Consider the following 13,860-nt stretch of genomic DNA (forward strand, 5'->3'; position numbering starts at 1 on the left):
CGAAAATTTGTGTATTTCTGCGGCCGAGAAATGCTAGCTCCCGCAGAGTTAGCAGATGAGCGCAGAGAAGCATTTAGTGTTCTGAAAGTATGGATTATGAGAAAGAATACACCAAAAATTCCCCATATTTCCAAATCAAAACACTAAATGTGTTTTCCTTACGCTAGGTTAAAACTGTACAACAGCGCTTCTGTTTTAGTAGAAAATCAATTTTGCAATCGATGGAAAATCTACGGACAGCAAGGATAAATCAATTCCGTATCAATTCTCAACTGATGAATAAATTATACCAATAATAAATGTGTGAACTTGTGTTATCACACGAATAACACGAAATATTTACCTCTTTGAAATATTTAAATTATTTTTAAAAATTATAACAAATCATATAAGCTATTGAATTCATTAAATACATTGTTCGTATAAAAAATCAAACTATGAAAAATCTATATTTTATTTTAATTTTTATAGTTCTTAATGCCTGTCAAAAATCAGATGATGGAAAAGTTGAAGTTATTCCACTGCCACCAACAGAATTAAAAGCTACGGTAATTTCTAAAGATCAAGTTGATTTAACGTGGAAAGACAACTCTACCAATGAAACTGGATTTAAAATTGAGCGAAAGACTGATGCAGGTAATTTTACGGAAATTGGTACTATTGCTCTAGATGTTACAACATTTTCTGATAAAACAGTAGACCTTAATACAAATTACACCTACAGGGTTTACAGCTTTAATCAGGTAGGGAAATCACTCTCATATTCAAATGAGTTCAGTATTAAAACTATTAATGTCCCAACATTAACCACATTTCAAACATCTTCTATTTCACATCAAGATGCAAGCTCAGGTGGTCACATTACTTCAGATGGCGGTTCAGTTGTTACTGCAAATGGTGTGGTTTGGGATACTTCCACTAACCCTACAATTTCACTAAGTACAAAAACAACTGAACCAATTTTTGGAAACTTTAAAAGTTCAATTACAGGGCTTAAAGCATTAACTAAATATTATGTAAGAGCATATGCCACAAATACAGCAGGAACAGGTTATGGAAATGAGTTGTCTTTTACGACTGATGCGTATGTTATAGCGCCAACATTAACAACTAACACAATCTCAGATATTCTCAGTAATAGTGTCAAATCAGGAGGTAACATCAGTGCTGATGGGGGGGCAGCTATTACTTCAAGAGGTGTGGTTTGGGGTACTTCCACTAATCCAAGAACCAATTTAAGTACAAAAACAACTGACGGTACAGGTTCAGGGTCATTTCAAAGTTCAATTTCAGGACTTAAAGAAAATACTAAATATTATTTAAGGGCCTACGCAATAAATAGTCATTGGATAGGTTATGGGAATGAAGTTTCTTTTACTACTCCTCCTGCGAATTCTTTTACTTTTAATACAGTAATTGGAGCAAATAAAAGAATTTGGATGGATAGAAATTTAGGTGCTAGTAGAGTTGCAACCAGCATGACCGATAAAGATAGTTATGGGGATTTATACCAATGGGGCAGAGCTAAAGATGGCCATGAAGTTAGGACATCCCCTATTGTTTACAGTACCTCAAACACCGATAAGCCAGGAAATAGTTCTTACATTGTGCATTCAACTCCTAATCCTAATTTATATTCAGGTGATTGGCGTATCCCAAAAAACGACAATTTATGGCAAGGAGTAAACGGGATAAACAACCCATGTCCTGCTGGTTATCGCTTACCTACAGCAGCAGAATGGGAAGTTGAAATCTCAAGCTGGAGTAGTCAGGATGGCATGGGAGCGTTTAACTCCCCCCTAAAATTACCAATGGCGGGCGAACGTTTCAGAGCTGATGGTAGTTTGGGACGCGCCAATGGAACTGGCGGTTCATATTGGTCAAGTACTATTGGTGATCTTTATTATCAAAGTAAGTCTACAAAAAACGGCGTTTATGATCTCAAATTTTTTTATCATCCTAATGTACCTGGTAAGACGGATTTATATTTAGAGCCAGGGTCAGGGTTTAGAGGGAATGGCCAATCATGTCGCTGCATTAAAGATTAATTTATTTGAGAAGCTTAAACTATATCCATTGCTTTGTAAGCCATAAGCGCAAAGTGGACTAAATTTAAAAAAACTAATTTCTCAAATTTTAAATAAATTATTGTTCACAGACCTAGTGCCCACCAGCACTGGGTTTTTTATTTCACAATCATGATAACAGAAACATTATCAGAAATAAATTTAAGCTATAAACCAGGTTTATTCAGCTCTAGAATAATTAATGATTCAACTATGGAATTCTATATTTTAGGCACATTATTCCCTCAATACATAATAATCTTACAGGGACAATTGCATTTGTAGAAGCTCTGAATAAGCAAAAGGAATGTAAGATTATGTGTTGAGTGCTAAATCAGCCGCTAACGTATTATTATCAGTTTATAATTATTAATACTGCTTGATATTTATGTGAATTTGAGTGAATTCACCTAAATCACATGAAATATTTAATTAAACGCTAATCTATTTCATATAATTGAAGAATCTGTTAATCTATTGAGCTTTTTAGATTTGGTAAATATTCAAAGCCAATTACTATATGTTATTAAAATGAAGGGTATAATTAATTTTTTTAATTTTTTTTGGGGCTTTATTGTTTATTTAACAAAAAGAAACACATAAAAAATCCATTTCAATATTTTCACCTTTGTATTTCTACTAGTTTATATTTTTCGCGGCCAAGGAAATATTAATAGTATAACTTTCTATGTTAGTTTAATAATAACCTCTCCTCTGTCCATAGAGTACAGCTCAGCGTCTCTCTGCGAGAGCATTTTTTCACAAAGAACAAATTTTTATTCCGTTTTATAAATTTTGGTCACTCTGCGAAAATTCGCGTAAATCTGTGGGCGACAAAAGATAGATCCTGCAGATTTAGCAGAAGAGCGCAAATCTTTTTCAAACTTTTCAAATCAGGAAAATCAGCGAGTAACTATGTATTGACAGCGGGAAGATTGCTTCCGCATAATGAGCACAAAATCAGGCATAGTGAGCTCAATCAATTCCATATTTTAGCACTTAATTATTATGTGATTTTATGTGATTACATATTAACTCACACGATTCACATGAATTATTTTGGCTACTATTTTTAATGTTTTTAGGTTTGAGTAATTATTAATCACAATTTAATTATACCTTATTATGAAAACATTATTAAAGTCATCCATTGTATTAATTGTTTTTTCTCTGTCAATTATTTTATTCAATATCAGTTGTGAGAAAAAAGCAGAAGCTCAACCTAATACTACTGTCGCGGCTGCGCAAAATGTAGGTTTAGTCTTTTTTAGAAAAGATGGTGATAAAGACAACGAATTTTGGAAAGCCAATTATGATGGCACTAATCAAGTTAAAATAACAGTTGCATCTGTACCTGCCGGGATGGAGTTTGATACTGTATCTATCAGAGTTTCACCTGATGGCAAAAAAGTATTTTTTAATTTATATAGTGCAAGCTTGAATCAGCAAAACATGTATAGCTGCAATATTGATGGCACTGGAATAACAAAAATCATTGATAAAGTTGATGAGATATACCAAGCTATTTAATCGCCATTAAATTCGATTTAAGCTAAATACTTCATTTTTAATAGGGGTATTCAGCTTTTACCGACAGGGATGTGGGTTGGTAAGATGCAAAAAACCGACCATAGGTCAATTTTCTAGTTATAAATTAACCCAGTGTTTAATCGCACTGGGTTTTTATTTGTTTGAAAATGCCATTTTCTCATAAAAAAAATTCCTGCAGATTAACGCACAAGAACTTCTATTCTGTATTAGCTCATGCCTTTATTTTTACAATCCATCTCACAGTAATAAACCATAATTGCTAATTAATTCCCCATTTTTGTTACTTTAGGACTATATTTTTAAATAACAAGCAACATTCCTTACATGAAAAAAGTTCTTATTGCCCTTATTTGCTTCTTAGTTTTTGAGAAGAGTTTTGCTCAAAAAAAATTCCCAATTATTCCAATACCCACACAAATTATTCCCCTTAGTGGCGAATTTCTAGTGAGTAAAAATACTGTAATTCAAGACTTTACTAAAAGCGATGCGGTAAAAACAGCTCTAATTCCATTGCAGAATAAAATTGTTGAAGGTATAGGTGTGCCGTTGAAAAATAGTAATCTGGCTTCATCAAAAAGCACTATTCAAATTAGACTTAACAATCAAATTGTTAATCCTGAGGCTTATGAAATGGAGATTAAACCCGCACAAATCACCATTAAAGCAAAGACATCAGCGGGTGTTTTTTATGCCGTTCAATCTTTAATTCAGATTATGAGTCCGGCAGCTAAGAATACCCTAAGCATACCAAGCGCCACCATTATAGATTCTCCAAGATTCCCATACAGGGGCATGATGCTCGATGTTTCACGCCATTTTATGCCTCTTGATTTTCTTAAAAAATATATTGATGAGCTTGCGCGATTAAAAATTAATCGTTTCCATTGGCATTTGAGCGACGGACAAGCATTTCGTTTTGAAAGTAAAAAATATCCGCTTTTACATTATGCTAAATCTTCCAAATGGCCTACTAATGAAGGTTTTTATACGCAAGAGGAGATGAAGTCTTTAGTCAAGTATGCTCAAGATCGTGCCATTACCATCATTCCTGAAATTGATGTACCAGGGCATTCAGAGGCGCTTTTAGAAGCATATCCGGAATATGGATGTGTGGATAGTTTAGGAAATACGTTCAAGCTTCAAGCTGAGATGTGTCCCAACGATAAAACGATTGCCTTCGTCAAAAATATTTTAGATGAGGTGATGGAAGTTTTCCCAAGTAAAGACATTCACATCGGTGGAGATGAAGCAAGTAAGGCCAATTGGAAAAATTGTCCGGTTTGTAAAAAACGCATGATGGACTTAAACTTGACTCATGTAGATGAATTGCAAAGTAAGTTTATCTCAAGCTTAGATCAATATATCAAAGATAAGGGTCGTAAAATGATTGGTTGGGATGAGATTATGGAGGGTGGATTAGCGCCAAATGCAACCGTTATGGCTTGGCGAGGTTCAGAACATGGCGCTACAGCGGCTAAAATCAAGCATCAGGTAATTATGTCGCCTACCTCACATTGTTATTTTGATTATTATCAATCAGATAATCCGAATGAACCAAAGGCATTTAATGGTTATATTAATTTAGAAAGAATTTACAGCTTTGAGCCACTTCCTAGCGAGTTAACGGAGGAAGAAAAATCTTATATTTTGGGTGCGCAGGCAAACTTGTGGACCGAACAAGTGGCAACAGGATCACATGCCGAATACATGACTTTTCCGAGAGCACTTGCTTTGGCAGAGGTAGCTTGGTCCAATCCTAATCAGAAAAGTTTTAGCGAATTTTTAACTAGGTTGCCAGCCTATCTAAGCGGATTAAGCCAGAGAAAAGTGAATTTTGCCAAGCATTTTTATGAGATTAAATCGAGCATCGTTCAAGATCCCGACCGTTCTTTAAAAGTAGTTTTAACTGCTAATAACAATAATTTGCCGCTTTATTATACTTTGGATGGGACTAGTCCGACGATAAACTCACCCATATACCAAGGGCCAATCAGTATAAAAAAGGCAAGTATTCTTAAAGTTGCTTCAGTAATGAATAATGAAATGGTTGATGAAACTATCAGTGAATTAACTATTAATAAGGCGAGTGGTGTTCCTGTAACTTTGAGTGAAGCCCCAAGTAAATATTATAATAAAGGGGGTAATCAGGCCCTTACTAATGGCGTTTTGGGTTCATCAAGACGTTTCAATGATAGTGAATGGTTGGGCTGGTCGAGAGCAGGTGTTGAAGCTAATCTTGATTTAAGTATGTCGGAGATAATTTCCAATATCACTTTACGCTTCTTTCATCAACCCTCAAGCTGGGTCTGGATGCCCAAGAAAGTCGAAATTTGGGGCTCTACTGATGGTGTAAATTATTCGATTTTGAAGGAAGAACTGATGACTATTCCGAATAAAGAGGGTGCAGCTGATGTATCGATTCAAATTCCACAGCGTGAGATTAGATATTTGAAGGCTAAGGTTGAATCTGGCGGACTAATACCTGAGAATAATCCAGGTGCTGGTACTCAATCTTGGTTTTTTGTTGATGAGATTTCAGTAAATTAAGATTTATAAATTTTGGAGAGGCCCGCTTTATGAAAGCGGGCCTTTTTTGTGAATGAATTGATGTCCGTTTGATTTAATATCATGAGGTTTATTCATGCTTCATATTTACAGAATTTAGGAAGCTAAGATTGGCATGTTCGAAATAACGATATGATTGATTGACGTTAGGAGAATACATATTTATAAATCTTAACGTCATTATTTAGCAGGAATCCCAGCACAGTCTTTTCCTAACCTTTCTTCCGCCTTGGCTGGTGCGGCAATGATTTACCCTGCCCCAGCACTACCTTTCATAGCATCAGACGCAGCGGTGGCTTTTTGTTTCTTTTCAGCTATTGGAAAAGAAAAGCACACCCTTTCATAGCATCACACGCAGCGGTGGCATTTAATCGAATTGATTTATTGTTTTTTAAATGCTCTAATTGTCTCGGCGAAGGGGCACGGCTTGGTCCTTTTTTGCTATAGAAAAAGGAAAGGCACCGCGGCTATGATCGGAAATTTATACTAATCACCCTGATAAATATCAAATCACTATCTTAGCTAAAAAAACACATAAATTATGTCGAAGACAAAATTAACCATCAACAATAACGGTTCGGTAAAGATAGAAGGCGATTTTGAGATCGTAGATAGAAATGGAGATGCTTATGGTCTTCAAGGAAGGACTGTAATTGGAATTTGCCGCTGCGGACTTTCCAAGAACAAACCTTTTTGTGATGGCGCTCATAATGGTCACTTCGAGCATGAAGCCATTGCTTTTGACCTTCCACCAAAGAAGGTGTAATTTTCTATCTTAACGCATTAGCCCCTTAAATTAGGGGCTTTTTTGTTGTCCCTGAACATTTCGGACTCTTTTTTGTTTATCTGGTATAATTAATAAAGGAACCATGAAAACAATTAAAAAAGTATCGCTATTGCTACTGATAGTAGTCCTAGGTCAGGCTTGTGTAAGTAAAAAGAAGTACAATACGCTACAATCCAATTATGACAGTCTGAATGTAAATACCGAATCTATCATTGAGAAATTTCGGATTAGTCAGCAGCGACTAAATCTATCTGAAGAACGTGTAAAAGGCCTGGAAGAGCAACTCGCATCCGAAAAATCGAACCTTTTACAACTTCAAAAAGCTCTTGATAAATGTTTAACATCTACAGGTCAGGGGAATGTGAATATTTCCAAGCTAGTAGATGAGATAAATGCCTCAAATAAATACATCAAACAATTGGTGGATTCAAAGAACAAGAGCGATTCGCTTAACTTGCTCTTAACCAATAATTTAACACGATCTTTAAGTCGCGAAGAATTGAAAGATGTAGATGTACAAGTTCTCAAGGGCGTGGTTTATATCTCCCTATCCGACAATATGTTATACCGTTCTGGAAGTTATATGATTTCGGAAACTGCAGGAGATGTGCTCAGTAAAATCGCTAAAATTATTAAAGATTATAAAGGCTATGATGTGCTGATTGAGGGAAATACAGATAATGTGCCTATAAATATGGTAAATATACGAAATAATTGGGACTTAAGCGCATTGAGGGGCTCTTCGGTGGTGCAGGCGCTGCAAAATCAATATGCTGTTGATCCCAAACGACTTACCGTTGGAGGGCGTGGCGAGTATAATCCAATAGCTAGCAATGATACCGAAATGGGTAAAGCTAAAAACAGAAGGACTCAAATTATTATCACTCCGAGTTTAGATCAGTTTATGGAATTGATTGAAAAGGCTCCGGCTGAATCTTCGAAATAATTCTGATAAATCCCTCTACATGTATTTTATGCTTTAGAGGGATTTTTTTGCTTCATTTAGCTTTTTATTTTCAGCCTTTATGGAATGTGGATAATGTAAATTATTGATTGGCAATAAGATGTATTAATTTTTATTTGCAATTTTATAGCTAATTAACAATTGATTGTATATTCGTTTTATAAAAAGCAATTAGATATGTCTGCAGAAGTTAACATTCCACGCCTAGATTTACATGATTATACTAAGGGTAGTGCTGAACAGAGAAAGCAATTTTCGGATGCTATTTGCAAAGCATTTAATGATACTGGTTTTGTAACCATTGCCAATCATGGCATGACTAGGGAGTTGATGGATGAGCTTTATGCCGAAGTAAAACGCTTTTTCGGTCTCGCAGAAGAGCAAAAATTGAAATATGAAGTCCCAGGGCTTGCCGGACAACGCGGCTATACCAGCAAAGGTAGGGAGAAGGCGAAAGACTCAAAAACACCTGATTTGAAGGAGTTTTGGCAAAGTGGACAAGTAGTTACAGATGGAGATGCGATTAAAAGTGAGTACCCTGATAATGTGATGGTAGAAGAGTTGCCCGGCTTCAATAACATTACGCGTGAGGTTTATCAGCGCTTAGAGGAGGCAGGTAAGCATTTATTGCGTGCCATTGCTGTTTATTTAAATTTACCTGAAAATTATTTCGATGAAAAGGTTCATAATGGAAACTCTATTTTAAGAGCCATACATTATTTCCCGATTGTTGATCCAGATAGCTTGCCTGCAGACGCAGTTCGTGCGGGTGCTCATGAAGATATTAACTTAATTACCTTGCTTATTGGTGCTAGCGCCGATGGTTTAGAGGTTTTAACCCGTGATGGCAATTGGTTTGCTGTGAAAGCCAATGCAGAAGATATCGTGGTAAATGTGGGTGACATGTTACAACGCCTCACTAATAATAAATTGAAATCTACGACACATCGTGTGGTAAATCCACCACGTGAATTAATGAAAAACTCTCGTTATTCGGTGCCATTTTTCTTGCATCCAAAAAGCACTATGGACCTTACCGCACTTGATTCTTGTATTGATGCGCAAACCCCAAAGGCTTATACAGATATTACGGCAGGAGAGTATCTAGATGAAAGATTGAGAGAGATAGGGTTGAAGATGTAGTTCCTGGTCAAGCCAGGAAGGACAAAAGAGGTCAAGCTCGGAAAAACAAAGAGGTAATTGCGATTTGGTCGGTCCTCCGTTCGGTCCTCTGTTCGGTCCTCTGGTCGGTGTTGTCACCGTACCAGCACGTCACCGTACTAGCACGTTACCGTACCAGCACGTCACCGCGTACCAACGCATCACCGTACCAGCACGTCATTCTTAATCATTAGTATAATCTCTTGGATTTATTTCTGTTCGGTCCTCTGTTCGGTCCTCTGGTCGGTGTTGTCACCGTACCAGCACGTCACCGTACCAGCACGTCACCGCGTACCAACGCATCACCGTACCAGCACGTCATTCTTATTCATTAGTATAATCTCTTGGGTTTATTTCTGTTCGGTCCTCTGTTCGGTCCTCTGGTCGGTGTTGTCACCGTACCAGCACCTCACCTTACTAGCAAGTCACCGTACCAGCAAACCGTCATACCTTCACATCACGAGATGAAATCTAAACCGCTTACTAATTAAACATCGCCGTTTACACAATAAAAATTAGAATTTTAATGGGCTTTCTTATGTTTAATCATGAAACATGGGGACATTGAATTTTTCACTGCTACTTGCCTTAAATGGCAGAATTTACTAAACGATATAAAGCATAAGGAGATTATTCTTGATAGTTTAGCGTTTTTAGTTCATGAACAACGTATATGGCTTTATGGCTATGTTATTATGCCAAATCATCTCCATATAATTTGGCGTAAACAAGATAATTGGATTGAAAAAAATGTTCAACAGCAATTTCTTAAATTCACTGCACAACAGATTAAATTCAATCTTTTGGACACCAATCCTTCTCATTTGATGAACTATAAAAGCACCCAATTTGACCGAAAATTTCATTTTTGGGAGCGCAGGCCATTTAAAGCGAGAAATTATACAAGAGAAATTATAGAGCAAAAGTTAGATTATATCCATTTTAATCCAGTTAAGGCAGGTTTATGCATTTTTCCAGAGGATTATTTGTTTTCTTCTGCACCGTTTTATTATCAAAAGTCTAAAAACCCTATACTCACTCATTATATGGATCATCTTTAGAGTTTAATTGATAGAGAGGTGCTTTTATGGTACGGTGACAACACCGACCAAAGGAGCAATCATAGGTCTTTATTTACTCATTATATGAATCATCTCAAAGATTTTATTCATAGAGACCTTAATTGGTGGTACGGTGACAAGACCGACCACAGGCCCTGCTAAATTACAAATGTAGGCAGTAAAAATCTTACTTTCTCATTTCACTATTAATACTCTGCTCAAGCTCTACAGCCCGCTGAGTACCAATAATATAAACCAATCCATCACGGTCAGTTAATTTTACGGCATCTTTCCCCGAAGCATAAAAACGGATTGTGCCTTTCTGATGAAGGTTGTAAACAGGATTATTAATGAAATAGGTGCTGTAATTGCTTCGCTCTACTTTTACAATGCTGTTGAGGTCGATTTTTACCATTTTGGTAGTCCATAAACCATCAAGAATGATGCTTTTATTATAAACGGTTGTTTTAAAATGTAGAAGGAACATCATAATAACCGATGCAAGTAGAACTCCAAAGCCTACGACTAAAAACAAATCAGCATTTTGCTCGCGCCGTTCAGAGATATAATAAGCCGCAAAACAAAATAATACGATTACTAATCGGATGCTAATGCGGTTTGGATCACGCCCTAAAAATTGTTTTTCTAAAAATACCGCTTCTACTTCTTGCATATTATTTCAATTGCTCTAAGATAAATACTTTTTTTGTGTTCGGACTAATTTTGTAGGCTTCGCTGATTCGTAATCCTGCAATCCAAACAATATCTCCATTACCGTTTTCTAAAATAGCGATGTCTTTCTTGTGATTCAGACTAATTTTATGCTCAATAAAGAAGTCGCTCAGTTTTTTATTAACCTTCATGCCCAATGCTTGGAAGAAATCGCCATGCTGCCAACTTCTCATTTTTAATGGGAAGTTCAATAAGTCATAGTCGAGCTGTGCTAATTGAGCCTCTGCGCTTAATTTGAAATCTTCAATAGGACTAACCTTGATTGAAAATTGTTTTTCATTCCAATGGCATTCTTTTATATCATACCCAATAGCTATTGAATTTGGAATTGCGTTATTGATGCGGCTTAATAATATCCGGCCTCGATCGAGCAATAGCTCATGTGTAGCAGATCTAAATACTTTGCCTGCTTCACCATTCCATGAGCTGCTTAAATCGCTTAAAACGGGCTGGCTAAAGCCATAGGGGTTAAACAGCTCGTATAAAAGGGTGTTTAGCGGGACTAATTTCTGAATTTTTTCAAGATTTATTTCAAATTTATCTTCGGACAATTTTTTGAAAAGATCTATCCTGATTTCTTCTACACGCAGTTTAAGTAATGTTTCAAGCTCCTCAAAGCGTTTTCTGTTAGCTTCAAATGTCTGCTCGAGGCTCGGATTTAATTGTTTTAAAACCGGAATAACCTCCAGCCGAATTTTATTGCGCGCATATTTTACAGAGAGGTTTGAGCTGTCTTCACGGAATGGGAATGGGGGCATGGCTACAATCTCCTCGCGACTTAAAAACAAGATGGGGCGAATAATTTTGCCCTTTTTTGCTAAAATACCGTGTAGTCCCGCAATGCCTGTCCCGCGTGTTAAATTCAACAATATCGTTTCAACCACATCATTTTGATGATGCGCTAGGGCGATGTATTGATAATTGTTTGCTTCCCGAATAGTTTCTAGCCATTGATAGCGAAGATCGCGGGCAGCCATTTGAATGGAGACGTGATTTTGCTTAGCAAATGCCTTGGTGTCAAATTTTGTAACAAAAAAATCAACACCTAATTCTTTGGCCAAATTTGCTGTAAAAAGTTCATCTTCATCGGCTTCTTTTCCTCTCAATTGGAAATTACAGTGTGCAATTCCGAAATTATATCCTGCCAATTTGAACATTCGAGCCATCAGTACAGAATCGCGACCACCGCTCACAGCTAGCAATACAGGCTCTTTTTCATGAAAAAGGGCATGTTTTTTGATAAAATCTTGAAGTTGTTCTAGGGCCATCATTTGTTCAAAATTATTTAATTAAAAATCCTTAGCCAAAAAACTATTTTTGCATGGTGAGAATATTTCTAATATCCCTTTTATTAAGCGTATTTTCTGTAGCTACTTTTGCACAAGGGCAACAGATTGAAATTCGCTCGTCGGAATTGATCAAAGGCTTCCAGGCATCTGGTTTTGCAAGGATTATCCGCCCAGTTTTTGCTCAAGAAGGCTCTACTCTAGCTGCCGATAGTGCCGACTTTAATCAAGCATCCAATACTTTCGATGCCTATGGGCACGTGGTTATTACGCAGCCTTCCGGGACAGTTATTTATTCTGACCTTCTAAATTATAATGGGAATACAAAACTTGCTGTTCTCACAAACAATATTAGGTTAATTGATGGAGATGCTACCCTAACCACCAACAACCTGACTTATAATATGAATACTCGCATCGGGACTTATCTCGGTGGTGGGAAGATTGTTAACGGCAAAAATGTGCTAACAAGCAAGAATGGATATTATTTTGCCGCTACACGGGATGCATATTTTAGAGATAATGTAGTGCTTAACTCGCCCGATGCCATTATAAAAAACGATACTTTACGCTATAATTCGAATTCGAAAATTGCCTACTTCTATGGACCAACAGATATTTATGGTAAGGATGATACGCTCTACACCGAAAGTGGCACCTACAATACAAGCAATGATCAGGCGCGTTTCGGGAAAAATAATTTGTACCGTCAAGGTAGCAAATCATTAACTGGCGATAGCTTATTCTATGATCGTAAGGTAGGTTATGGTAAGGCTATTGGCCATGTAACCTTTAAGGATACCGTTGAAAAAGCGATATTGAAAGGAGGGCTCGGTGAATATAAAAAGGCAGATGAAAGCATATTAGTTACCCTGAACCCCTACCTTGTGATTATTACTGAAACCGACTCGGCGAAAGTTGATTCGATTTGGATGACAGCAGACACTTTATTTAGCAAGGTGATTTATGCACGTGATTTAATCCCATATAAGAAGGATACAATCATTCCCGATGCAGAAATTGCCGAAAAAGAGGAAGCCCCTCAAATAAATTCTAAGGATGCCATAAATCCGACAGCTTTAGATGGCAAAAATCAGACTCCTCCATTGCCAAGTGCAGCTGGAAATACGGAAACTGAGCTGAAGAATGATGTTCCTAAAAAGGAACTGGAAATCAAATCGCCAACCGATAAAATTCCACCGCCTGAAACTAAGAAGCCTAAAAAGCCTGTTTTAGCCAAAAATAAAATTCAGGATACTATAAAAGTTATTCCGGTAACAAAAGATTCTTTGAGTACTGATACCGTTCGCACTCGAATTGTCAGTGCATTCCATAACGCTAAAATATTTAAGTCCGATTTACAGGCCAAGGCCGATTCCATGTTCTTCAGCGATGCCGATTCTACGGTAAGGTGCTATGTGAGTCCGATTATTTGGGCCCAAGGCTCCCAACTTACTGGCGATACCGTGTACCTACAACTGAAAAATAAGAAGCTTGACAATATGCTTTTGCATCATAATAGCTTCATTGTGAATACAGAGGATGCCGATTCTACCAATTTTAATCAAATAAAGGGTAAGGTGATTACGGGTTATTTTCAGGATAATAAACTGAATAATATGTTTGTTGATGGCAATGCTGAGAGTATTTATTATTTGAAGGATGATACGGTTTATAGCGGACTTAA

Annotated in this window: 10 protein-coding genes; 8 read left to right on the forward strand and 2 right to left on the reverse strand. The window is 36.9% G+C overall.

Translation table 11 applies throughout. The features are described from left to right. Nucleotides 1-437: 437 nt before the first annotated feature. The 7 genes from ACIQ0D_RS07305 (at nt 438) to ACIQ0D_RS07335 (ending at nt 10,155) form a co-directional block, all read left to right on the forward strand. Entirely contained in the window at nt 438-2,048 is a 1,611-nt protein-coding gene (locus ACIQ0D_RS07305; protein WP_395804200.1) for a hypothetical protein, read from the forward strand. A gap of 1,143 nt (nt 2,049-3,191) precedes the next feature. Further along, nucleotides 3,192-3,596, forward strand: coding sequence for a hypothetical protein (locus ACIQ0D_RS07310; protein WP_395804201.1), 405 nt, complete (start codon nt 3,192-3,194; stop codon nt 3,594-3,596). Between the two features lie 345 nt (nt 3,597-3,941). Further along, nucleotides 3,942-6,164: a beta-N-acetylhexosaminidase gene (locus tag ACIQ0D_RS07315; RefSeq protein ID WP_395804203.1), complete on the forward strand. Its 2,223-nt coding sequence runs from the start codon at nt 3,942-3,944 to the stop codon at nt 6,162-6,164. A gap of 559 nt (nt 6,165-6,723) precedes the next feature. After that, nucleotides 6,724-6,948, forward strand: a complete 225-nt coding sequence (locus ACIQ0D_RS07320) for a CDGSH iron-sulfur domain-containing protein (protein WP_395804205.1) — start codon at nt 6,724-6,726, stop codon at nt 6,946-6,948. Nucleotides 6,949-7,051: 103 nt separating this feature from the next. Further along, nucleotides 7,052-7,915, forward strand: a complete 864-nt coding sequence (locus ACIQ0D_RS07325; protein ID WP_395804207.1) for a flagellar motor protein MotB — start codon at nt 7,052-7,054, stop codon at nt 7,913-7,915. Nucleotides 7,916-8,110: 195 nt separating this feature from the next. Next, a complete protein-coding gene (locus ACIQ0D_RS07330) occupies nt 8,111-9,076 on the forward strand; it encodes an isopenicillin N synthase family dioxygenase (RefSeq protein ID WP_395804209.1) in 966 nt (321 codons plus the stop codon). A gap of 566 nt (nt 9,077-9,642) precedes the next feature. Further along, nucleotides 9,643-10,155, forward strand: a complete 513-nt coding sequence (locus ACIQ0D_RS07335) for a transposase (RefSeq protein WP_395804211.1) — start codon at nt 9,643-9,645, stop codon at nt 10,153-10,155. 187 nt (nt 10,156-10,342) lie between these two features. Here the strand turns inward: ACIQ0D_RS07335 and ACIQ0D_RS07340 are convergent, their stop codons facing one another. Further along, nucleotides 10,343-10,828, reverse strand: a complete 486-nt coding sequence (locus tag ACIQ0D_RS07340; RefSeq protein ID WP_395804213.1) for a hypothetical protein — start codon at nt 10,826-10,828, stop codon at nt 10,343-10,345. Nucleotide 10,829: 1 nt separating this feature from the next. Next, on the reverse strand, nt 10,830-12,158 hold the full coding sequence (gene tilS, locus ACIQ0D_RS07345) for a tRNA lysidine(34) synthetase TilS (protein WP_395804215.1): 1,329 nt from the start codon (nt 12,156-12,158) through the stop codon (nt 10,830-10,832). Between the two features lie 50 nt (nt 12,159-12,208). On the opposite strand from tilS, the gene ACIQ0D_RS07350 reads away from it, so the two are divergent. Next, on the forward strand, nt 12,209-13,860 hold a 1,652-nt coding region (locus ACIQ0D_RS07350), incomplete at its 3' end, for an OstA-like protein (RefSeq protein WP_395804217.1).

It is taken from the genome of Daejeonella sp., from assembly GCF_044342615.1.
Taxonomy (GTDB): Bacteria; Bacteroidota; Bacteroidia; order Sphingobacteriales; family Sphingobacteriaceae; genus Daejeonella.